The sequence below is a fragment of the Delftia sp. DS1230 genome, from assembly GCF_040112715.1.
Lineage (GTDB): Bacteria > Pseudomonadota > Gammaproteobacteria > Burkholderiales > Burkholderiaceae_C > Comamonas > Comamonas tsuruhatensis.
In genome coordinates, this window is sequence record NZ_CP157763.1 from 3,072,499 (window position 1) to 3,093,984 (window position 21,486).

The window sequence follows — 21,486 nt, forward strand, 5'->3', positions numbered from 1 at the left end:
GAGTCACTGCGGCGGGCTCAGAGGCTGTTGGCCTGGCGGATCTGCTCGAGCACGTCCTTGGCGCTGGCCGGGATGGGTGTGCCCGGGCCATAGACGCCCTTGACGCCGGCGTTGTAGAGGAAGTCGTAGTCCTGCGCGGGAATCACGCCGCCCACGAAGACGATGATGTCGTCCGCGCCCTGGCGGCGCAGTTCCTCGATGATGGCCGGCACCAGGGTCTTGTGGCCTGCCGCCAGCGTGGACACGCCCACGGCGTGCACGTCGTTCTCGATGGCCTGGCGCGCGCATTCCTCGGGCGTCTGGAACAGCGGGCCCATGTCCACGTCGAAGCCCAGGTCGGCAAAGGCCGTGGCCACCACCTTGGCGCCGCGGTCATGGCCGTCCTGGCCGAGCTTGGCGATCATCACGCGCGGGCGGCGGCCCAGCTGTTCGGACGATGCGTCGATTTCGACCTTGAGCTTTTCCCAGCCCTCGGCCGAGTCGTAGGCTGCTGCATACACGCCGGTCACCTTTTGCGTATCGGCGCGGTGGCGCCCGAAAACCTTCTCCAGCGCATCCGAGACCTCGCCCACCGTGGCGCGCAGGCGCACGGCCTGGATGGACAGGTCCAGCAGGTTGCCCTCGCCGCTTTGGGCGGCCTGGGTCAGGGCCTGAAGGGCGGCCTCGACCTTGGCGGCATCGCGGCTGGCCTTGATCTGGTTCAGGCGCGCGATCTGGCTGTCGCGCACCTTGACGTTGTCCACCTCGAGGATGTCGATGGCGTCTTCCTTGGCCAGCTTGTACTTGTTGACGCCGACGATAACGTCCTTGCCCGAGTCGATGCGCGCCTGCTTCTCGGCGGCGGCGGCCTCGATCTTGAGCTTGGCCCAGCCCGAATCCACGGCGGCGGTCATGCCGCCCATGGCCTCGACCTCCTCGATGATCTTCCAGGCGGCGTCGGCCATGTCCTGGGTCAGCTTTTCCATCATGTAGCTGCCGGCCCAGGGGTCGATCACATTGGTGATGTGGGTCTCTTCCTGGATGATCAGCTGCGTGTTGCGCGCAATGCGGGCCGAGAACTCGGTGGGCAGCGCGATGGCTTCGTCAAAGCTGTTGGTGTGCAGGCTCTGCGTGCCGCCGAAGACGGCGGCCATGGCCTCGATGGTGGTGCGCACCACGTTGTTGTAGGGGTCCTGCTCGGTCAGCGACCAGCCGGAAGTCTGGCAGTGCGTGCGCAGCATCAGGCTCTTGGCCTTCTTGGCGCCGAAGCCCTTCATGATGCGGCACCACAGCAGGCGGGCCGCGCGCATCTTGGCGATTTCCAGATAGAAATTCATGCCGATGGCCCAGAAGAAGGACAGCCGGCCCGCGAAATCGTCCACATCCATGCCCTTGGCCGTGGCGGTCTTCACGTACTCCTTGCCGTCGGCCAGCGTGAAGGCCAGTTCCAGCGCCTGGTTGGCGCCCGCCTCCTGCATGTGATAGCCCGAGATCGAGATCGAGTTGAACTTGGGCATGTTCTTGCTCGTGTACTCGATGATGTCGCCGATGATGCGCATCGACGGCTGGGGCGGGTAGATATAGGTGTTGCGGACCATGAACTCCTTGAGGATGTCGTTCTGTATGGTCCCCGACAGCTGGTCCTGGGCCACGCCCTGCTCCTCGGCCGCCACCACGTAGCCGGCCAGCACGGGCAGCACGGCGCCGTTCATGGTCATGGACACGCTGATCTTGTCCAGCGGGATCTGGTCGAACAGCACCTTCATGTCCTCGACCGAATCGATGGCCACGCCGGCCTTGCCCACGTCGCCCGTGACACGCGGATGGTCGCTGTCGTAGCCCCGGTGCGTGGCCAGGTCGAAAGCCACCGACACGCCCTGCCCGCCGGCGGCCAGCGCCTTGCGGTAGAAGGCATTGGATTCCTCGGCCGTGGAAAAGCCCGCGTACTGGCGAATGGTCCAGGGCCGGCCCGCGTACATGGTGGCCTGCGGGCCGCGGATGTAGGGCTCGAAGCCTGGCAGGCTATCCGTATGGGGCAGATCCGCCGTGTCGGCCGCCGTGTACAGCGGCTTGACGTCGATGCCGTCGGGCGTGGTCCAGTGCAGTGCCTGGATGTCGCCCCCTGGAGCGGCCTTGGCGGCCGCCTGGGCCCATTTCTGCAGGTCGGCAGTTGCGAATTCCTGGCCGTTCTGCGCTGTCGGATGGTCTTGTCTCATGTTCTCAGGCTCGTGAATGACAGGTGCCCTTGAGGGCATGCCCCAGAGCTGCCGCAGTTTACATCATTCATAATTATTCATTCAAAATATCTTTGCCGATACAATCCGGGCCACATGTCGACAAACACCCTCACTCCCCGCGCGCTCTACGAACAGGTGGCAGAGAAGCTGCGCCTGCGCATCTTCGCGCACGAACTGGCGCCTGGTGACTGGATCGACGAACTGAAGATTGCCGAGGAATACGGCATCAGCCGCACCCCGCTGCGCGAGGCCCTGAAGGTGCTGGCCGCCGAGGGCCTGGTCACCATGAAGGTGCGCCGCGGCGCCTATGTGACCGAGGTGTCGTCCAAGGACATTGCCGATGTCTATCACCTGCTGAGCCTGCTGGAATCCGATGCCGTGCAGGTCGTGGCCGAATCGGGCAGCGATGAGGAACTTGCCGCCCTGCAGCAGACCCATGAGGAACTCAAGGCGCAGATGCGCGATGCAGACCGCTTCTTCGAGCTCAACGAGAGCTTTCACATGCAGCTGCTGCAGATCGCCGACAACCGCTGGCGCAACCAGCTGGTGGCCGACCTGCGCAAGGTCATGAAGCTCAACCGCCACAAGTCGCTGTTCAAGCAGGGCCGCATCGAGGACTCGCTGGCCGAGCACGAGACCGTCATGCAGGCCCTGCTGCGCCGCGATGGCGCGGCCGCCGCGCAGGCCATGCGTCAGCACTTCAGAAACGGTCTGGCTGCAGCGTCCTGAACTCGGGTTCATCTGAACCCTGGCTGGCTGGGCAACAGTGGCGACGTAGGCGGGCATGCGGCTCCTGGTTCGCTTCAGGCGCATCGCCCGAGAACGCTGCAGTGCAGCATAAACCTCGCCGCCAACTCCGCACATGTCCGAAGCTGACGCCGGGGCCTGCGGTAACCGGCAGCTATCATCAGCGGCACCATCCACTTCGGTCCGCACCTCTTCGCATGAGCATCCAAGATCCAGCCCGCGCCCCTTCCCTGGCCATGAGCCTGCCTGCCGATGCCAGCATGGCCACGGCCGCCACCCTGGTGGAAATGCTGGCCCTGCGCGTGCAGCAGACGCCCGCAGGCGAGGCCTATCGGGCCTATGACGAGGATGCGCGCAGCTGGAAGTCCCTGAACTGGGCGCAGACCGGCGAGCGCGTGGCCCTGTGGGCGCAGGCCCTGGCCGCGCAGGAGCTGGCACCGGGCTCGCGCATTGCCATTCTTTTGCCCAACGGGCTGGATGCCATGTCCATCGACCTGGCCAGCCTGCGCTGCGGCCATGTGCCGGTGCCCCTGCATTCCATAGACAACGCAGGCAGCATTGCCTACATCCTGGCCAATGCCCAGGTGTCCATGCTGTTCGTGGCACAGCAATCCACCTGGGACAAGATCTGCGCCACGGGCCAGGCCCTGCCCGCGCTGCGCAAGGTGGTCGTGGCATCGGCCAAGCCGGCTTCCCGGGCCGCAGAGCCTGAAACCGAAGGCGATGCCGCCGTCCTGGAGGCCCTGGGGCAGATCCCCGTGCAACCGCTGGCCCAATGGCTGGCTGAGGGCGGCGCAGTCCCCCTGCCCCCGCCTCCCTCTGCCGGGGACCTGGCCGCCGTCGTCTACACCTCGGGCACCACGGGCAAGCCCAAGGGCGTGATGCTCACGCACCGCAACGTGGTCTCCAACGTACAGGCCGTGATGCAGCGGCTGCAGCCGCGCAGCGATGATGTTTTCCTGTCCTTCCTGCCGCTGTCGCACACCTTCGAGCGCACGGCAGGCTACTACCTGGCGATGGCCGTGGGCGCCTGCGTGGCCTATGCGCGCTCCGTGGCTCAGCTGGCCGAGGATCTCAAGACCCAGCGTCCCACGGTGCTGGTCTCCGTGCCGCGCATCTACGAGCGCGTGCACGCCAAGGTCATGGAGGCGCTGGCCCGTGCACCGCTCAAGGCCCAGCTGTTCGAACTGGCCCAGGCCAGGGGCTGGCAACGCTTTTGTGAAACACAAGGCATTGCCGATGCGCAGGCGCCCCAGCCCGACGTGCCGGGCTGGATGCAATGGCTGCCCTGGCCCGTGCTCAACCATCTGGTGGCCAAGCCGCTGCTGGCCCAGTTTGGCGGGCGTGTGCGCGTGGCCGTGAGCGGTGGCGCGCCGCTGTCGCCCACGATTGCGCGCTGTTTTCTCGGCCTGGGCCTGCCGCTGATCCAGGGCTACGGAATGACCGAGACCTCGCCCGTGGTCTGTGCCAACACGCTGGAGGACAACCACCCGGCCACCGTGGGCCGCGCCCTGCCGGGCGTGGAAGTGCGCATTGGCGAGAATCGGGAACTGCAGGTGCGCGGGCCCTGCGTGATGCGGGGCTACTGGCAACGCCCCGAAGACACCGCCAAGACCTTCACAGACGACGGCTGGCTGCGCACCGGCGACCAGGCCGTGATCGAGGATGGGCGCGTGCGCATCCAGGGCCGCATCAAGGAAATCATCGTCACCTCCACCGGCGAGAAGATTCCACCGGCCGACCTGGAGCTGGCCATCACCGGCGACCCGTTCTTCACCCAGGTCTTTGTCGTGGGCGAAGACCGCCCCTTCATCGCCGCCGTGGCCGTCATCGAGCGTGGTGAATGGCAGGCCATGGCCCAGCGCCTGGGCCTGGATCCCGAAGATCCCAAGAGCCTGAACCACGCCGCCGCCGAGCGTGAAGCGCTGGCCCGCATCGAGAAACAGGTGGCCAGCTTTGCCCGCTATGCGGTCCCCCGTGCCGTGCACCTGGAACTGGAGCCCTGGACCATTGAGAACGGGCTGATGACGCCCACCCTCAAGCTCAAGCGCAACAACCTCATGGCGCGGTTTGAATCGCAGATTGCCGCCATGTACACCAAGCCCGCCGAGCGCTGGCAAGGCCGCAACAGCGCGGGGTGACCCCCAGCCCTTGACAAGCCGCCGCCGGAAAACGGCGGCTTTCCTTATTTCTGATTTGAAAATGAAATTATGTAAGTTACATTGACTTGATCAAAAAGAAGGCAAGAGCGCCCTGTCCGCGCTCTTGCCTTGCCCGCTTCAGGCAACGGCCAATGCCCTGCCGGCGGGCGCCATGCCGATCTCCTTGAACTCGCTGATCCTGAACGTGGCCACCGCCTGGGCCAGCACGCGGGCCTGTCGCTCCAGGCTGGCAGCTGCGGCGGCAGACTCTTCCACCAGGGCAGCGTTTTGCTGCGTGACCTGGTCCATCTGGGAGACCGCCTCGCTGATCTGTCCCAGGCCGCCGCTTTGCTCCACGCTGGCGGCCGAGATGGCCTCAATCAACGACGCCACCTCGCGCACCTGGGATTCGATGGCGTCCATGGCCTTGCCGGCTTCCCGGACCTGGTTGCCGCCCATTCGCACCGTCTCGGTGGAGGCCATGATCAGCGCCTTGATTTCACGCGCCGCTGCGGCGCTGCGTTGGGCCAGGGAGCGCACTTCTCCGGCCACCACGGCAAACCCCCTGCCCTGCTCGCCCGCCCGCGCGGCCTCCACCGCTGCGTTGAGCGCCAGGATATTCGTCTGGAAGGCGATGGAATCGATGACGCCCGTGATCTCGGCAATCTTTCCACTGCTGGCCGAGATTTCGTCCATGGTGCCCACGACCCTGGCGACAGCGCCACCGCCCACGCCCGCCACCTCCTTGGCACGCACGGCCAGGGCGCTGGCCTGCCGCGCATTCTCCGAACTCTGGCCCACATTGCCTGCCAGCTGCTCCATGGAGGCCGCCGTCTCCTGCAGGCTGGAGGCCTGGTGTTCGGTGCGGCTGCTCAGGTCCTGGTTGCCTGCCGCGATCTGGCTGGATGCCGTGGTCACCGACTCCACCCCGCGCCGCACATCGCCAACGATGCTGGCCAGCGATTCGCGCATGGCACTCATGGAGCGCAGCAGGTCGCCGACTTCGTCGCGCCCCGTGGCCTGGATCTCGGAAGCCAGATCGCCCTGCTCGATGTGCCTGGCCACCTCCACGGCGGACTTCAGTGGAACGGTGATGGAGCGCGTGACCACATAGCCCAGCGCCACGGCGAGGATGACAGCGGCCGCGACAAAGCCGTAGATCAGCATCTGCGACTGCGCCAGAACCTGGCGGGAGTCCGCATACACATCCTCGGATGCCTTGAGCTGCAGCTCCACCAGTTCGCCGATCTTGGCGCTGATGGGGTCTACGCTGGCATACAGCGCGCCATCGAACTCGTCCAAGCTGCCGGCCCTTTTTCCATCCAGCGTCTTGAGCCGCTGCAGCAGCCGGTCGATGCTCTGGTTGGCAGGTGCGAACAGCGCCTGCGCCTGGCTGGCCAGCACGGCCTCCTGCGAGGTCAGCTGTGTGGACGAATAGCTGCGCCAGGCCGCGTCGATCGCGGGCAGCGTGCCGGAAATGCTCGCCGCTGCCTCCTGCGCCGTGATCAGGCCGGCATTCGCCTTGTTGACCGTATCTATGACGTTGACGGCGTAGGCGTCCGCAATCTGCTTGAGCTGCTTGAGCGGAACCACGCGGTCCTGGTACATGGTCTGCGTGCCCGAGAACACATGGCCCAGCGCCCTTGCGCCGACGGCGCCCACGGCCATCAGGCAGATCAGCAGAACAAGAAAAACACCGGTAAGCCGGGTACCGATACGCACATCGCCGAGTTTTTTCATCGCAGATCCCTCTGTCCCCGTGACGCCATCGGTATAGGCCATCGCTATCGCATCCAGGCAGTCACATTGCTTGCCTTATCGGTAGCAACCGCCGGTTTCTTGAGAGTCAAAAATCAATAAGTTCCATAGGAGTTGCGACGCTCGCGGCTACCGCCCCGCAGGCAAGCCCCCTTCCCCATCCGTGTTGCAGAGCCAACCCTCTCAAAGTCCGAACAGCCTTTTCATGTAAGTTACATTGAATGTCTTGAAAAACGGCCCGGGAAAACACGGGCCATCTCACTGGATCAGACGTAGACGTCGACCACGCCGCCCAGCCCGGGCGCCTTGCCGCCCTTCGATGGGGATTGCGATGGGTTCTCGGCGGCCTGCTGCTGCTCGCGCTGCTTGTCGAGCTGGGCCTGCTGCCTGGCGCGCATCAGCGCCTCGATCTGGTTTTGCACCATCATGATCTGCGTCTGCAGCAGCTTGGACTTCTGTTGCTTGGCCTTGGCGTCGATGTTCTCGGAGGCCACTTCCTTGAGCGCCTGCTGCAGCTCCTTGAGCTTGCGCTGCAACGCAGCGATGTCATTGCCGCCGGAGGATGAAGCGGCTCCCGAGGCGGAAGCCGAGGTGGAGGATGAGACTTGCATGCCCCATACATCGACCACTGGCGGGCGAACTGAAGACCCAAAACGCCCCACCCCCGGCCGCCATCACCCCAGCCAGTGCCGCAGCGCACCCGCCGACGCAATGCCGATCAGCACCGTCGGCAGAATGGGCAGCTGGCTGGCCGCCACCAGCGTCACCACCAGGGCCAGCAGATCGGCCGGACGCTCGGACACAAACGCCGGGGCAATCACCGAGATCAGCACGCAGCCCGGCAGGCTTTCCATCACGTACTGCATGCGCGGGCTCAGCGTGCGCCCGCGCAGCAGCAGGTAGCCGATCACCCGCGTGAAATACGTGCTGCACGCCATGAGCACCAGCGTCAGCAAGGTTGTGGCTTCCATCGCTCAGCTCCTGGGCGCCAGCAAGGCCGCGCAGATCAGGCCCGAGACGGCGCCGGCCGCCACATACCAGGCGCCAGGCACCAGCTTGTAGACCAGGGCCGCCGTCAGCAGGCTCACCAGCCAGGGCCGGCAAGGTCTGACGCCCTTCCACATGCCGCGCAGCAGCACCAGAAACACGGCAGTGAACGCCATGTCGAAGCCGTACTGCTCCAGGTCGCCAATGCGCGGCCCCAGAAAGGCACCGGCCGCCGTGCACGACACCCAGGCCATGTACAGGCCTGCCGACACGCCCATGTAGTAAGGCAGGCTCACGCGCCGCGAGGCACTGCGCTGGGCGTCTGCCAGGGCCAGCGCCCAGCTTTCGTCGCACATGAAGAACAGGGCCGGCAGCGCACGGCGCCTGGGCAGATGGCGCAGATAGGGCGCCAGCGCCGCACCCATCAGGATGTGCCGGCAATTGACCAGGAACGACATGGCGACGATCAGCAGCACATGCGGCGGCGAGGTCCACAGCCGTATGGCCGTGAGTTCCGAGCCGCCGCCGAAGTTCATCCCGGTCATGAGAGGAACCTCCAGCGGTGCCAGCCCCTTTTGCACGGCCTGCGCGCCCAGCACCAGGGCAAAGGGCACGAAGCCCAGCATCACGGGAATCGCATCCCTGAAGCCACGAAAGGCCTCGGAACTGCGGGAGACGGAATCTGCCGAAACGGCAGCGGGGGAAAGTGGAATGGATGAAGACATGGAGAGCGGCGATTGTCGGCCTGTGCCGCTGGAATTTGCTGCCGATTCATGCTTCCACCAGCCATTTTACGGATGTTTATGCCGATTTATTGGAGCAACTGGAAATAATCTGCCGCACACAGGCTGATCAAAGCATTTCCATGGCTGGCGGCGCTCCTCGGATGGCCGCGCCTGCCCTCCAGGCATTTCACGAAACCCAACGGCCATTGGCTCCCGCCATGCTGCAGTGCGTCGCAAACGGCTGTGCCGGCCAGGGCGGCAGCGGGACCATGAAGCCCTCCTCACTTCGCTTCACCTGAAAGGTTCCCCATGCGCACTTCCGACTTCACCCGCTTCATCGCCCTGGCCGCCCTCAGCCTGGGCCTGGCCGGCACCGCCCTCGCCCAGGACGCAGCGCCCTCCTCCACTGCTGCCCCCACCGACCTCAGCCGAGCCCAGGTGCTGGCCGACCTGGAAATGTGGCACCGCGCCGGACTCACCTATGTCTCGGACCGCGAGATCGATGTCCGCTCCACCGAATACCAGCGCGGCCTGGAGCGTTACCAGCAGTTGCGCGCCAGCCCCGCCTACCGCGAGGCCGTGGCTAGGCTGGAGAAAGGGCATGCGGTGGCCCAGGACAAGTGAGCGTTGTCGGTGTGGCCGGTGGTCGAACAGGGGTCAGGAAGCCACCGGCCCGATGGAAAACCCTTGCCTCGTCCCCGGCACCCGCGAGCCATGCGGCCATTCGGTGTTTCTGCAATAATTGCCGCAACAATCATTGCGCAGTCAATCATTTCACTTGCAAGACACCATGACCCAGCCACCCCTGCCCAACGGCCTGCAGCCCTCGGACTTCTACAGCCCTGGCAGCTACACGCCCTTCGAGAGCGTGGGGTTCCTCATGCGCAAGGTGCTCAGCTCCATCCTCCAGCAGGCGGATGCGCAGTTGGCCGAGCATGAGCTGACCTATGTGCAGTGGCTGCCGCTGTACAAGCTGCTGCTGTGCAGCGACGCCACGAATGCCGGCATGGCACGTGACCTGGGGCTGGACCCGGCCTCCATCACGCGGGCGCTGGACCGGCTCGAATCCAAGGGCATGCTGCGGCGCGAGCGCTCCACGGTGGACCGGCGCGTGGTCAAGCTGGTGCTGACCGATGAAGGCCGCGCCATGGCGGCCAAGGTGCCGCAGGTGCTGTCCAGCGTGATGAATGCCCATATGGCCGGCTTCAGCCATGACGAGTCGCGCCAGCTGCTGGACATGCTGCGCCGCCTGCTGGCCAATGGCGATGCGATGCGCGCGCCGGAAGCTGCGCCGCCAGCCCCTGCGCCTGCCACGCCCGCGGCCTGACAGCGCCAGCCCCTTTTTCCGCCCCGGTTTCCGATTTCCTGATTCTTGACCCCCAACAGGCAGACCACCATGCCCAACTCCTTTGTTTCCGTGTCCGCCGCGCCCCGCCGCGTGGCCGCCGCAGCGGCCACCCTGTGCGCCGCGCTGGCCCTGGCCGGTTGTGCTTCCCAGGGCCCGGCCCATGAGCCGCTGGCCCGGCTGGGCGCCTCCGACCTGGGTCTGACGGCCCAGTCCGAGACAGGCGCCAATACCAGCCTGCCCGCCGCCGATTGGTGGAAGTCCCTGGGCGATGCCCAGTTGGACGGCCTGATCGCCCAGGCGCTGCAGGGCAGCCCCAGCCTGGCCATGAGCCGCGCCCGCTTCGACAAGGCCGCCGCCCTGGCCACGGCCACCAGCACGGCCACCGATGTGCGCGGCACGCTCGGCGTCGACGCCACGCGCCAGCACTACAGCGCCAACGGCCTGGTGCCTGCTCCCATTGCCGGCCATACCTACAACACCGGCAACCTGCAGGCCGGGCTGAGCTGGACGCCGGATTTCTTTGGCCGCCATGCGGCCGACCTGCAGGCCGCCCTGGGTCAGGCCCGCGCCGCCAAGGCCGACAGCGCCGCCGCTGCCAACCAGCTGGCCGCCCAGGTGGCGCGCAGCTATGTGGCGCTGGCCCGGCTGATTGCCCAGAAGGAGGTGGCCGGCCGCACGCTGACCCAGCGCCAGTCTCTGCTGGAGCTGAGCCAGCAGCGCACGCGCGCCGGGCTGGACAGCCAGGTGGAGTTGACCCAGGCCCAGGCCGGCCTGCCCGATGCCGGCACCCAGATCGAGATGCTGGACGAGCAGATCACGCTGGCGCGCCGCACCATCGCCGTGCTCTGCGGCCAGGCGCCCGAGGCGCAGCTGCAGCTGGCGCCCCGTCTGGCCGCGCTGCAGATCCAGGCCATGCCCGGCCAGTTGGGCGCAGACCTGCTGGGCCGCCGCCCCGACGTGGTGGCCGCACGCTGGCGCGTGGAGTCCGCAACGCAGGGCATAGAGAGCGCGCGGGCGGATTTCTATCCCGATATCAACCTGACGGCCTTCATCGGCCTCAATGCCGTCGGGCTGGACAACCTGTTCAAGGGCAGCTCGCGCCAGATGGGCGTGACGCCCGCGCTGCGCCTGCCCCTGTTCGACGGCAAGCGCCTGCGCGCCCAGTTGCGCGGCACGCAGGCCGACCTGGACACCGCCATTGCCCAGTACAACGGCGTGGTGCTCGATGCGGTCAAGGAAGCGGGTGACGCCATCACTTCCGTGCAATCGCTGGTGCGCCAACAGCAGCTGCAGGCCGAGTCGCTGGAGAAGGCCGAACGCGCCTACGACTTTGCCGTGCAGCGCTACAAGGCCGGCCTGGCCAGCCAGGTGACGGTGCTCAACACCGAGACCCAGGTGATCACCCAGCGCCGCCTGGACGTGGACCTGCGCGCCCGTGCGCTGGACACGCGCGTATCGCTGATGAAGGCCCTGGGCGGCGGCTGGACCGATGGCACGGATGCCGTGCAGGTCAGCCAGCACTGAGATCGCAACCCGCACAGGAACCCACCGCACTCTTGACCCTCCACCGGGCAGACCGCCAGCCAGCGTGACAGACCGCCAGCCCCCTGCCCCGGCCGCACAACCACATTCACAGATAACAAAGCGCCGAACACCATGACCGATACCAACAAGCAAGCATCCAATGCACCCGCTGCCGCAGCCTCGCCCGTGGCCAACCCGCAGGGCCGCCGCAAGGGCCTGACCATCGTGGCCGCCGCCGTCGCGGTGGCCGCCGTCGCCTGGGGCGGCTGGCACTGGATGGTGGCCCGCAACTACCAGACCACGGACAACGCCTATGTAGCGGGCAACGTGGTGCAGATCACGCCGCAGGTCGGCGGCACGGTGATCAGCATCGGCGCCGACGACACCGACTACGTCAAGCCCGGCCAGCTGCTGGTGCAGCTGGACTCGGCCGATGCCCTGGTCGCCCTGTCCCAGGCCGAGTCGCAGCTGGCCCAGACCGTGCGCCAGGTGCGCACGCTGTACGCCAACAATGCCCCCCTGGTCGCCCAGGTGGCCCAGCGCGAGGCCGATCTGGCCCGCCTGCAGGCCGATGCCGCCCGCGCCCGCGAGGATGTGGAGCGCCGCCGCCCGCTGCTGGCCACGGGCGCCGTGGGCAAGGAGGAGTTCGACCACGCCCAGTCCCTGGCCCGCACGGCCGGCAATGCCGCCTCGGCAGCCGAAGCCGCCGTGCGCGCCGCCAAGGCGCAGCTGACGGCTGCCGAAGCCCAGACCAAGGGCAGCAGCGCCGAAGAGCACCCCAGCGTGATCGCCGCCTCCGCCAAGGTGCGCGAGGCCTATCTGGCGCTGCAGCGCACGCGCCTGGTCTCGCCCGTGGAAGGCTATGTGGCCAAGCGCGGCGTGCAGCTGGGCCAGCGCGTGGCCTCGGGCGCTCCCCTGATGACGGTGGTGGGCCTGCACAACCTCTGGGTGGATGCCAACTTCAAGGAAAGCCAGCTGGCCCAGCTGCGCATAGGCCAGAAGACCGAGCTGACGGCCGATGTGTACGGCGACAAGATCAGCTACCACGGCACCGTGGTGGGCATGGGCGCAGGAACCGGCGCGGCCTTCTCGCTGCTGCCCGCGCAAAACGCCACCGGCAACTGGATCAAGGTGGTGCAGCGCGTGCCCGTGCGCATTGCCCTGTCGCCGGAAGACCTGGCCCAGCACCCTCTGCGCGTAGGCCTGTCGATGGAGGCCAAGGTGGACGTGCGCGACCAGCAGGGCGAAGTGCTGGCAACCGCCACGCGCAATGCCCCCGTGGCCCAGACCTCCATCTACGACATGGCATTGCCCCAGGCGGAGGAACGCATCGCCCACATCGTGGCAGGCCAGAACGTGGCGCCGCTCAAGCAGCTGCCCGAGCTGCCGCCCGTCGCCATGGCCGATGCCCAAGACAGGGCACAGGGCAAGGCGCCAGCCGCCGTGGCCTCCGCGCCGGTTGACGCGCAGGCCATGCAGTCCAGGTAAGCAGGCATCGCTCCCCCGCCTTCCCAGAACCTACGCGGACTGCCTATGACTTCCTCTACCACCGCCGTGCCGGAGCCGGCGCCGCCGGTCGCCCCCTCGGCGCCGCCGGCCATGCCTGCACGGCCGGTCCCGCTCAAGGGCGCCCAGTTGGCCCTGGGTACGCTGGCCCTGTCGCTGGCCACCTTCATGAACGTGCTGGACTCGTCCATCGCCAACGTCGCCATTCCGGCGATTTCCGGCGACGTGGGCGTCAGCCCCAGCCAGGGCACCTGGGTGATCACCAGCTTTGGCGTGGCCAACGCCATCTCGGTGCCGCTCACGGGCTGGCTCACCCAGCGCTTCGGCGCCGTGCGCCTGTTCACCATGAGCGTGCTGCTGTTCGTGCTGACGTCCTGGCTGTGCGGCTTTGCCTCGTCGCTGGAGACGCTGGTGCTGTTCCGCGTGCTCCAGGGCCTGGTTGCCGGCCCCATGATCCCGCTGTCGCAGACGCTGCTGCTGTCCAGCTATCCCCCGGCCAAGGCCGGGGTGGCCCTGGCGCTGTGGGGGATGACCACCCTGGTGGCCCCCGTGGTCGGCCCGCTGCTGGGCGGCTGGATCACGGACAACATCTCCTGGCCCTGGATCTTCTATATCAATGTGCCGGTGGGCTTACTGTCGGCCCTGATGACCTGGAGCATCTACCGCAGCCGCGAGACCCCCACGCGCAAGCTGCCCATCGACTCCGTGGGCCTGGCCCTGCTGGTGCTGTGGGTGGGCGCGCTGCAGCTGATGCTGGACAAGGGCAAGGAGCTGGACTGGTTCGCCTCGGGCGAGATCATCACGCTGTGCGTGCTGGCCATCGTGAGCTTCGTGGTCTTCCTGGTCTGGGAGCTGACCGATGCCCACCCCGTGGTGGACCTGCGCCTGTTCATGCGCCGCAATTTCGCGGCCGGCACGGTGGCGCTGTCGATTGCCTACGGCCTGTTCTTCGGCAACGTGGTGCTGCTGCCCCTATGGCTGCAGCAGTGGATGGGCTACACCTCCACCACGGCCGGCATGGCATTGGCGCCGGTGGGCATCTTCGCCATCATCCTGACACCGCTGGTGGGCCGCAAGGTCACGCAGTGGGACCCGCGCAGGATGGCCACGGGCGCCTTCATCGTGTTCGCCCTGGTGCTGTGGATGCGCTCGCGCTTCACGGTGGAGACGGACTTCATGCACATCCTGGTGCCCACGCTGATCCAGGGCGCGGCCATGGCCTTCTTCTTCATTCCGCTGACCACGATCACGTTGTCGGGCATTTCGCCGGACCGTATCCCGGCCGCCGCCGGCCTGAGCAACTTCGTGCGGATCACGGCGGGCGCCATGGGCACCTCCATCGCCACCACGCTGTGGGAAAACCGCGCCGCGCTGCACCACGCCCATCTGACAGAAGGGCTGGTCCAGGGCCAGGGCGTGTTCGGCGTCACCCTGCAGGGACTGCAGGCCGCAGGCCTGAGCCAGGCGCAGGCGCTGGCCCAGATCAACCGGCTGGTGGACCAGCAGGCCTACACGCGCGCCGCCGACGACATCTTCCTGGCGTCGTCCGTGCTGTTCCTGGTGCTGATCGTGCTGATCTGGATGACCAGGCGCCCTGCGGGCCATGCCGGCGGTGCCGAGGCGGCCGGCGCCCATTGATGACCGGCCTCCGGGCCATCACCACAAGGAGCTGCCTGCAGGGGCAGCTCCTTTTTTGTTTACATGACGACACGCAAGGCGCCTTGAACGGGGCCGCCAAGACCACCATCTCGATAGGGCTGCGCCATCGGTTCCATGATGGCGGCGGCCTGAACACCGACGGAGCACCGTGAAAACAACCCGCATCTTCCGCGCCCCGATTGCCGACTACTCCCAATCGCCCCAATCGTCGGCCGGGCGCTTTCGCAACATCCATCCCCGCCCGGCCAATGCCCCCCAGCCCGACGCCAAGGTGATGTGGGACTTCTTCTTCAACAAGCCCAAGAACACCGAGCCTGCGGCGCCCCTGCCCGTGCAGCGGCTCACCCCGGCCGACCTGGCCGCCGCGCCCGAGCGCAGCCTGTATCGCCTGGGCCACTCCACGCTGCTGATGAAACTGCGCGGCGGCTGGTGGATCACCGACCCGGTGTTTGCCGAGCGCGCCTCGCCCTTTTCCTTCATCGGCCCCAAGCGCTTTCATGCGCCGCCCATCGCCCTGCATGAACTGCCCGCGCTGCGCGGCGTGGTGCTCTCGCACGACCACTACGACCATCTGGACCGTGCCACCATTCGCGCCCTGGCGCCCCGGGTCGACTTCTTCCTGTGCACGCTGGGCGTGGGCGACCGGCTCATGGCCTGGGGCGTGGCCCCCGAGAAGGTGCGCCAGTTCGACTGGTGGCAGGACGTGCAGGTGGACGGCCTGCGCTTCACGGCCACTCCGGCCCAGCATTTCTCGGGCCGGGGCCTGCGCGACGGCAACCGCACGCTGTGGGCGTCCTGGGTCATCGAGGACCTGGCAAGCGCCGACACGCTGCGTGTCTTCTTCAGCGGCGACGGCGGCTATTTCGACGGCTTTGCGGAAATCGGCCGGCGCTTCGGCCCCTTCGACCTCACGCTGATGGAGACCGGCGCCTACGACCCGCACTGGCCCTATGTCCACATGCACCCGGCCCAGACCGTGCAGGCCCACCGCGACCTGGGCGGACGCTGGCTGCTGCCCATTCACAACGGCACCTTCAGCCTGGCCATGCATGCCTGGTGGGACCCCTTCGAGCGCGTGCTGGCCCTGGGCGCCGAGCACGGCATTGCCGTGGCCACCCCCATGATGGGCGAGCGCGTGGACCTGGCCGCCCCCCATGCAGGCGAGCGCTGGTGGCGCGCCCTGGTATCTGAGGTCACGCAGGACGGGGCCGCGCCGGCACCCCGGCCCCAGCCGCGATAAACGCGTTTTTGCTGCATTGCGTCATCGGCCTACGCGGGCCGGCATGCATCTGGCTAAAGTGGAACCGGCAAGTGGATCTGGCAGGTAGATCCGGCAAATGGATCCAGAGCTTCAGGAGCGCACATGGCAAACCGCAAATCTTCCAAGGCCGCTTCGGTGGCCCGTCAGGCCACCGATCTGGCCATTGCCGCGCCGCAGGTGGTGGCGCACAGGCTCACCCGCATGGCGCTGGCCGGGGCCAATCCCTCCGCACGGGACCGGCGCGAATTCACGCGCATGGTGTCCGAGAAACAGACAGCCTTCCACCAATCCTGGGCCGCCATGGGCCTGCAGTCCATGGTCGCCAGCCAGGCCCTGATGCAGGCCTGGATGCGCATGTGGTGGATGCCCTGGAGCGCCTCCACCTGGAATGGGGGCGCACTGGCATTGCAGGCCTCGCAATGGAGCAACGCCATGTGGGGCGTGGTGGGCAAGGGCATGGCGCCCGTACACCGCACTGCAGTGGCCAACGCCCGGCGCCTGGCGCGCGGCTGATCCACCCATATCAAACCCGCTTCATTGACTGGAGCGGCACGGCGCGGCAGGGCTGATGCGGGGGCGAGGTTCAGGTATCCTCGCGGCCTTCGTTCCGTTTTGCTGCGCTGCCGCATTTCCAGGCATGGACTCCATGCAGAGACTGAAAACACGGCCGCGGCAGGCGGATTTCCCCCTTTCTGCCATCGCTTTGCCAGTCTTCCCCGGAGTTCTCTGATGACACACAAGGCCCCGCCAACCGGCCAGGGCCTGCACGGTCAAGACGACCTGCAGCGCAATCTCACCAACCGCCACATCCAGCTCATCGCCATCGGCGGTGCCATCGGCACGGGCCTGTTCATGGGCTCGGGCAAGACCATCAGCCTGGCGGGTCCGTCCATCGTCTTCGTCTACGCCATCATCGGCGTGATGCTGTTCTTCGTGATGCGGGCCATGGGCGAGCTGCTGCTGTCCAACCTGCAGTACCGATCCTTCATCGATTTCTCGGCCGATCTGCTGGGGCCCTGGGCGGGCTTCTTCACGGGCTGGACGTACTGGTTCTGCTGGATCGTCACGGGCATTGCCGACGTGATCGCCATCTCGGCCTACTCGCAGTTCTGGTTCCCCGACCTGCCCCAGTGGGCCCCGGCCATTGCCTGCGTGGGCCTGCTGCTGGGCCTGAACCTGCTGACGGTGAAGCTGTTCGGCGAGATCGAGTTCTGGTTCGCCATGATCAAGATCGTGGCCATCGTGGCCCTGGTGGCAACGGGGCTGTACATGGTGGGGGCCGCCTTCGTCTCGCCTGCGGGGCGTGCGGCCAGCCTGTCCAACCTCTGGAACGACGGCGGCATGTTCCCCAACGGGATGATGGGCTTTTTCGCGGGCTTCCAGATCGCCGTGTTCGCCTTCGTGGGCATCGAGCTGGTGGGCACCACGGCGGCCGAGGCCAAGGACCCCGAGCGCACGCTGCCGCGCGCCATCAATTCGATTCCCGTGCGCATCATCGTGTTCTACGTGCTGGCCCTGATCGCCATCATGGCCGTCACCCCCTGGCGCGACGTGGTGCCGGGCAAGAGCCCGTTCGTGGAGCTGTTCGTGCTTGCAGGCCTGCCGGCCGCTGCGGGCGTGATCAATTTCGTGGTGCTGACCTCGGCCGCCTCGTCGGCCAACAGCGGCGTGTTCTCCACCAGCCGCATGCTCTACGGCCTGGCGCTCAAGGGCGATGCGCCCAAGTCCTTCCACCGGCTGTCGCGCAGCAGCGTGCCCTCGCGCGGGCTGCTGTTTTCCTGCACCTGCCTGCTGGCCGGCGCCTTCCTGATGTGGGTGGTGCCCGATCTGGTGGAGGCCTTCACGCTGGTGACCACGGTATCGGCCATCCTGTTCATGTTCGTGTGGTCGCTGATCCTGCTGTCCTATATCGCCTACCGGCGCCAGCGCGCGGCCCTTCATGAGGCTTCGCGCTACAAGATGCCGGGCGGCGTGGCCATGTGCTGGGCCTGCCTGGCGTTCTTTGCGGCCATCCTGGGCCTGCTCACCCTGCAGGCCGACACGCGCCAGGCGCTGGTGGTGACGCCGGCCTGGTTTGCCCTGCTGGCCATTGCCTACCAGTTCGTGCGCCGCCGGGCATCGAGCCAACCCTCGGGCAGCTGCGCTGAGCCTTCCAGCGCCCTGCCGGGCGCCGTGGCCAAGCCGCGCTGACCTGGTTTCTGGCCGCCCCCTGCGCTCCGGGGCGGCCTTTGCACGGAGGCGCCGCACCCCGTGCTCCCTCTCAGCGCCCTGCCGCCCCCCGTCATTTTGTGCACCAGACTTGTGCACAACGCCTCAGGCGTGTCCAGCGATTAGATAACGCGTGAACAAAAAACAACTGTCTTTACGTGAAGAGAAATATGTAGATACAAATCGTTATCATTCGCACCTTGATTTTTAACCCATACGGAACTTTACAAAGATGGTCAGAATCTCGGTGCTCCGCCCTCTTCCACTTTGCGCTGCCCTGGCATGCACAGCCATGGCCCATGCCCAGACGGCCGACAGCAAGGCCGACACGTCCTTGTCCACGGTGGTGGTGACCGCCTCGGGCACGGCCGTGGACATCAAGGAGGCGCCGGCCAGCATCAGCGTGATCACGCGGGAAGACATCGAGCGCAAGCCCGTCACCAGCATCGGCGAGCTGCTGTCCACCATTCCCGGCGTGACTGGCGGCCTGTCGGGCACGGGTGCCCAGTCCAAGATCAAGCTGCGCGGCCTGCCCGAGAAGTACACGCTGATCCTGGTGGACGGCAAGCGCCAGGGCAACTCGGCCGGCATCAACTACCGCGACGACCTGGGCTCGCAGGATCTGGACTGGATCTCGCCCGAGATGATCGAGCGCATCGAGGTAGTGCGCGGCCCCATGTCCTCGCTGTACGGCTCGGACGCCATGGGCGGCGTGATCAATATCATCACGCGCAAGATCGGCAAGCGCTGGAGCGGCTCGACCACGCTGAACTACAGCAAGCCCTCCGACGGCGACCGCGGCGACACGCGCCAGCTGGGCTTCAACATCAGCGGCCCGCTGTCCGACAAGTTCGGCCTGCGCCTGGGCGGCAACTACACGGACCGCGCTGCCGACGAGAGCACGGGCGGCTTCCCGGGCACGTACCAGTCCACGGCCGGCTCGCGCAAGCAGAACCTCAACGCCCTGCTCAACTGGCAGCTCACGCCCGACCAGGTGATCGGCATCGAGGCCGCGCAAGGCATCCAGCGCGCCACGGGCTCCGACGCGCGCACGGCGTCGGGCGACCAGGTGGTCTATCCCTGGGGCCTGAGCAAGCTGGAGCAGACCAAGTTCGGCCTCAGCCATGACGGCCGCTGGGGCGACCTGACCTCCAAGCTCAACCTCGTGCACAACAAGTACGAGGACAAGGGCGACACCATCGGCAACAACTCCAAGGAAACCACGCTGGACGGCCGCATCGACAAGCCGTTGAAGCTGTGGGGCCTGGACCAGGCCATGACGCTGGGCATGCAGTGGCGCCGCGAGTCGCTGGACAACCGCGACACCATCGGCCTGGCTCCCATCGACTACGCGGGGCGCCCGGTCTCGGGCTCGGGCCTGAGCGCCACCACCTGGGCGCTGTTCGGCGAGGACCAGATCTTCCTGCGCGACAACCTGGCGCTGACGCTGGGCCTGCGCATGGACCACCACCAGAAATACGGCAACAACTGGAGCCCGCGCGCCTACCTGGTCTACCACCCGGCCTCGGAGTGGACGGTGCGCGGCGGCGTCTCGCGCGGCTTCCGTGCGCCCAACCTGAAGGAAAACTCGGCCAGCGCCGCCACGCAATCCGGGGGCAACGGCTGCCGCAGCCTGGCCGGCATGGGCTGGACCAGCACCAGCGTCAACGCCGACGGCACGCGCGGCTGCTACATGGCCGGCAACCCCGACCTGCAGCCCGAGACCAGTACCAACTTCGAGCTGGGCACGAGCTGGGACCGCAATGGCTGGGCGCTGGGTGCCACCTACTTCCACACCAACTTCAAGAACAAGATCGACTACCAGCCGCTGGGCTTCTACAACGGCTTCTGGTGGACCCGCATGGCCAACGCCCAGCGTGCCCGCACGCGCGGCCTGGAAGGCTTCGTGAACGTTCCCCTGGCAAAGGGCCTGACCTGGAACACCAACATCACCAAGATGTTCGAGTCCAAGAACCTGAGCACGGGCGCCTCGCTGCTGGCCGTGCCCGAGCTGTCCATCTACTCGTCGCTGCAGTGGCAGATCCGCCAGGGCTGGTCCGCCATGTTCAGCGCCCGCCACGTGGGCAAGGAAGTCGTGACCACGGGCACGGCCACCACCTTCGCCAAGGCCTATACGACGTTCGACGTGTCCATGAACTACAACGTGACCGACACCCTGACCCTGCGCGCCGGCATCATCAACCTGGCCGACAAGGAAACCCGCACCATCGGCGCCAACTACGACAACGGCGGCCGTACCTACTTCGTGGGGATGACGGCGCGGTTCTGATGGCGCGGTTCTGATAGCGCGTTATCGGCCCTTGCGCTGACCCAGACAAAGCGCCCGTTGTGACGGGCGCTTTTTTCATGGAGAGGAGCAAAGCCTCACTCCCAGACACCGCCCTGCGCAGGGGGCTTGCGCGTCAGCAATTCCTCGTCTGTCAAGGGCCGGCCTGTCCAGACATTCACCTTCGAGGCGCCGGCTGCATTGGCCAGCTCGCGCAAGGCCCTCAGTTCCACCTGGGTGAATCCGCCCTCGGGGTTGCCCAGCGGATGGATGACGATGTGCGGGGAGGCCGCCAGCCAGGCACGCCGATGCATGCGCCTGAGCTGGTACTTCAGAAGCTGCTCGGCCAGGATGAAGTCCGATATCAGCGAACGCGGGTGGGCGAAGGGATTGACGACTTCGGCAGGCTCCGATGCAGCCGCGAGCCTGGCCTGCGGGCCGGCCGCGAGAATCCGGCGCCGGGGCGGCGGACTCAGGGCCAGCTCGGGAACCTCCGAGAGGGTCTGCCCGGTCTTCGGATCCTTCAGCGTCAGGCGCTCGGGAGAAATCTGTACGTAGATGAGTGATATGAAGGCAGAGAGCATGGATATCCATCAATCGATTTTCTGAACCACGGTCTGGCCCGGCAGCAAGGCCCGGCCATCCCCGCTGCGCGGCAGCATGGGCGCGACAGGCTGGCCGGTCTGGCGGTCCAGCAGCAGCGAATGCGCCTCGCCCGGCGCGAACAGATGGCCTTCGCCCCACTGCCGCAACGCCACGATCACCGGGAACAGCTCAAGGCCCTGGGCCGTGAGCACGTATTCCAGGTAGGCCGAGCCTTCGGCGGCCGGTCGGGTTTCGAGGATGCCGGCCTCCACCAGCCGGCGCAGCCGGTCGGCCAGGATATTGCGGGCCGCGCCCAGGCTGCGCTGGAAATCGCCAAATCGGCTGATGCCGTCAAAGGCATCGCGCACGATGAGCAGCGACCAGCGGTCGCCGATCACATCCAGGGAGCGGGCCACCGGACAGGGCTGCGGTGTGTCAGGACGGATGTCTTCTTTCATGGCGCTATTTTGGTTGCATTTCAAAACTGGTTCAACTAGCATCAAACCAGTTTTGTTTTGCAACCGGATTCAACCC

At 66.7% G+C, this 21,486-nt stretch carries 19 protein-coding genes; 12 read left to right on the forward strand and 7 right to left on the reverse strand.

Annotation, left to right across the window (positions count from 1 at the left end; translation table 11 throughout):
• Positions 1-17: 17 nt before the first annotated feature.
• Positions 18-2,195 (reverse strand): methylmalonyl-CoA mutase, encoded by a 2,178-nt coding sequence (gene scpA / locus AAN986_RS13735; protein WP_047218660.1) that lies wholly within the window; start codon positions 2,193-2,195, stop codon positions 18-20.
• 114 nt (positions 2,196-2,309) lie between these two features.
• Here scpA and AAN986_RS13740 point away from each other — a divergent pair, with 114 nt between their 5' ends.
• Together AAN986_RS13740 and AAN986_RS13745 are read left to right on the forward strand one after the other, a co-directional pair.
• The gene (locus AAN986_RS13740; RefSeq protein WP_016446050.1) at positions 2,310-2,945 is read left to right on the forward strand and encodes a GntR family transcriptional regulator; all 636 of its coding nucleotides are present in this window, start codon (positions 2,310-2,312) and stop codon (positions 2,943-2,945) included.
• A 215-nt stretch (positions 2,946-3,160) separates the two neighbouring features.
• Positions 3,161-5,104, forward strand: a complete 1,944-nt coding sequence (locus AAN986_RS13745) for a long-chain fatty acid--CoA ligase (protein ID WP_017405621.1) — start codon at positions 3,161-3,163, stop codon at positions 5,102-5,104.
• 138 nt (positions 5,105-5,242) lie between these two features.
• Here AAN986_RS13745 and AAN986_RS13750 read toward each other — a convergent pair whose 3' ends face one another.
• The 4 genes from AAN986_RS13750 to AAN986_RS13765 all read right to left on the reverse strand — a co-directional run bounded on the left by AAN986_RS13750 (position 5,243) and on the right by AAN986_RS13765 (position 8,574).
• Positions 5,243-6,844, reverse strand: coding sequence for a methyl-accepting chemotaxis protein (locus AAN986_RS13750; RefSeq protein WP_047218659.1), 1,602 nt, complete (start codon positions 6,842-6,844; stop codon positions 5,243-5,245).
• A 284-nt stretch (positions 6,845-7,128) separates the two neighbouring features.
• A complete protein-coding gene (locus tag AAN986_RS13755) occupies positions 7,129-7,473 on the reverse strand; it encodes a FlxA-like family protein (RefSeq protein ID WP_047218658.1) in 345 nt (114 codons plus the stop codon).
• Positions 7,474-7,536: 63 nt separating this feature from the next.
• A complete protein-coding gene (locus AAN986_RS13760; RefSeq protein WP_047218657.1) occupies positions 7,537-7,833 on the reverse strand; it encodes an AzlD family protein in 297 nt (98 codons plus the stop codon).
• Positions 7,834-7,836: 3 nt separating this feature from the next.
• Positions 7,837-8,574, reverse strand: coding sequence for an AzlC family ABC transporter permease (locus AAN986_RS13765; RefSeq protein ID WP_047218656.1), 738 nt, complete (start codon positions 8,572-8,574; stop codon positions 7,837-7,839).
• Between AAN986_RS13765 and AAN986_RS13770 the strand changes: the two genes are divergently transcribed.
• From AAN986_RS13770 to AAN986_RS13815, 10 genes are all read left to right on the forward strand, one after another.
• Positions 8,565-8,873, forward strand: a complete 309-nt coding sequence (locus AAN986_RS13770; RefSeq protein ID WP_156179857.1) for a hypothetical protein — start codon at positions 8,565-8,567, stop codon at positions 8,871-8,873. The genes AAN986_RS13765 and AAN986_RS13770 overlap by 10 nt on opposite strands.
• A gap of 10 nt (positions 8,874-8,883) precedes the next feature.
• Positions 8,884-9,198: a DUF4148 domain-containing protein gene (locus AAN986_RS13775; protein WP_047218655.1), complete on the forward strand. Its 315-nt coding sequence runs from the start codon at positions 8,884-8,886 to the stop codon at positions 9,196-9,198.
• Positions 9,199-9,364: 166 nt separating this feature from the next.
• Positions 9,365-9,901: a MarR family winged helix-turn-helix transcriptional regulator gene (locus AAN986_RS13780; protein ID WP_013802445.1), complete on the forward strand. Its 537-nt coding sequence runs from the start codon at positions 9,365-9,367 to the stop codon at positions 9,899-9,901.
• Positions 9,902-9,970: 69 nt separating this feature from the next.
• Positions 9,971-11,446 carry an efflux transporter outer membrane subunit gene (locus tag AAN986_RS13785; RefSeq protein ID WP_349335715.1) on the forward strand — a complete coding sequence of 492 codons (1,476 nt, stop codon included), beginning with the start codon at positions 9,971-9,973 and terminating at the stop codon, positions 11,444-11,446.
• A gap of 132 nt (positions 11,447-11,578) precedes the next feature.
• Positions 11,579-12,934 carry an efflux RND transporter periplasmic adaptor subunit gene (locus AAN986_RS13790; protein WP_349335716.1) on the forward strand — a complete coding sequence of 452 codons (1,356 nt, stop codon included), beginning with the start codon at positions 11,579-11,581 and terminating at the stop codon, positions 12,932-12,934.
• A gap of 45 nt (positions 12,935-12,979) precedes the next feature.
• Positions 12,980-14,590, forward strand: coding sequence for a DHA2 family efflux MFS transporter permease subunit (locus AAN986_RS13795; protein ID WP_016453441.1), 1,611 nt, complete (start codon positions 12,980-12,982; stop codon positions 14,588-14,590).
• Positions 14,591-14,759: 169 nt separating this feature from the next.
• Positions 14,760-15,851 carry an MBL fold metallo-hydrolase gene (locus AAN986_RS13800; RefSeq protein ID WP_043791985.1) on the forward strand — a complete coding sequence of 364 codons (1,092 nt, stop codon included), beginning with the start codon at positions 14,760-14,762 and terminating at the stop codon, positions 15,849-15,851.
• 123 nt (positions 15,852-15,974) lie between these two features.
• Positions 15,975-16,385, forward strand: a complete 411-nt coding sequence (locus AAN986_RS13805; RefSeq protein ID WP_349335717.1) for a polyhydroxyalkanoate granule-associated phasin — start codon at positions 15,975-15,977, stop codon at positions 16,383-16,385.
• A 216-nt stretch (positions 16,386-16,601) separates the two neighbouring features.
• The gene (cycA, locus tag AAN986_RS13810) at positions 16,602-18,062 is read left to right on the forward strand and encodes a D-serine/D-alanine/glycine transporter (RefSeq protein ID WP_349335718.1); all 1,461 of its coding nucleotides are present in this window, start codon (positions 16,602-16,604) and stop codon (positions 18,060-18,062) included.
• Positions 18,063-18,372: 310 nt separating this feature from the next.
• Positions 18,373-20,370 carry a TonB-dependent receptor gene (locus AAN986_RS13815; protein ID WP_349335719.1) on the forward strand — a complete coding sequence of 666 codons (1,998 nt, stop codon included), beginning with the start codon at positions 18,373-18,375 and terminating at the stop codon, positions 20,368-20,370.
• A 95-nt stretch (positions 20,371-20,465) separates the two neighbouring features.
• On the opposite strand, the gene AAN986_RS13820 is transcribed toward AAN986_RS13815, so the two are convergent.
• Both AAN986_RS13820 and AAN986_RS13825 read right to left on the reverse strand, forming a co-directional pair.
• Positions 20,466-20,951 (reverse strand): rod shape-determining protein, encoded by a 486-nt coding sequence (locus AAN986_RS13820; RefSeq protein ID WP_349335720.1) that lies wholly within the window; start codon positions 20,949-20,951, stop codon positions 20,466-20,468.
• 9 nt (positions 20,952-20,960) lie between these two features.
• On the reverse strand, positions 20,961-21,410 hold the full coding sequence (locus AAN986_RS13825; protein WP_096916226.1) for a helix-turn-helix domain-containing protein: 450 nt from the start codon (positions 21,408-21,410) through the stop codon (positions 20,961-20,963).
• Positions 21,411-21,486: the final 76 nt, after the last annotated feature.

Coding starts and splice junctions, on each gene's coding strand:
- scpA (WP_047218660.1), bottom strand. CDS start 2,195: ATGAGACAAGACCATCCGACAGCGCAGAACGGCCAGGAATTCGCAACT.
- AAN986_RS13740 (WP_016446050.1), top strand. CDS start 2,310: ATGTCGACAAACACCCTCACTCCCCGCGCGCTCTACGAACAGGTGGCA.
- AAN986_RS13745 (WP_017405621.1), top strand. CDS start 3,161: ATGAGCATCCAAGATCCAGCCCGCGCCCCTTCCCTGGCCATGAGCCTG.
- AAN986_RS13750 (WP_047218659.1), bottom strand. CDS start 6,844: ATGAAAAAACTCGGCGATGTGCGTATCGGTACCCGGCTTACCGGTGTT.
- AAN986_RS13755 (WP_047218658.1), bottom strand. CDS start 7,473: ATGCAAGTCTCATCCTCCACCTCGGCTTCCGCCTCGGGAGCCGCTTCA.
- AAN986_RS13760 (WP_047218657.1), bottom strand. CDS start 7,833: ATGGAAGCCACAACCTTGCTGACGCTGGTGCTCATGGCGTGCAGCACG.
- AAN986_RS13770 (WP_156179857.1), top strand. CDS start 8,565: ATGAAGACATGGAGAGCGGCGATTGTCGGCCTGTGCCGCTGGAATTTG.
- AAN986_RS13765 (WP_047218656.1), bottom strand. CDS start 8,574: ATGTCTTCATCCATTCCACTTTCCCCCGCTGCCGTTTCGGCAGATTCC.
- AAN986_RS13775 (WP_047218655.1), top strand. CDS start 8,884: ATGCGCACTTCCGACTTCACCCGCTTCATCGCCCTGGCCGCCCTCAGC.
- AAN986_RS13780 (WP_013802445.1), top strand. CDS start 9,365: ATGACCCAGCCACCCCTGCCCAACGGCCTGCAGCCCTCGGACTTCTAC.
- AAN986_RS13785 (WP_349335715.1), top strand. CDS start 9,971: ATGCCCAACTCCTTTGTTTCCGTGTCCGCCGCGCCCCGCCGCGTGGCC.
- AAN986_RS13790 (WP_349335716.1), top strand. CDS start 11,579: ATGACCGATACCAACAAGCAAGCATCCAATGCACCCGCTGCCGCAGCC.
- AAN986_RS13795 (WP_016453441.1), top strand. CDS start 12,980: ATGACTTCCTCTACCACCGCCGTGCCGGAGCCGGCGCCGCCGGTCGCC.
- AAN986_RS13805 (WP_349335717.1), top strand. CDS start 15,975: ATGGCAAACCGCAAATCTTCCAAGGCCGCTTCGGTGGCCCGTCAGGCC.
- cycA (WP_349335718.1), top strand. CDS start 16,602: ATGACACACAAGGCCCCGCCAACCGGCCAGGGCCTGCACGGTCAAGAC.
- AAN986_RS13815 (WP_349335719.1), top strand. CDS start 18,373: ATGGCCCATGCCCAGACGGCCGACAGCAAGGCCGACACGTCCTTGTCC.
- AAN986_RS13820 (WP_349335720.1), bottom strand. CDS start 20,951: ATGCTCTCTGCCTTCATATCACTCATCTACGTACAGATTTCTCCCGAG.
- AAN986_RS13825 (WP_096916226.1), bottom strand. CDS start 21,410: ATGAAAGAAGACATCCGTCCTGACACACCGCAGCCCTGTCCGGTGGCC.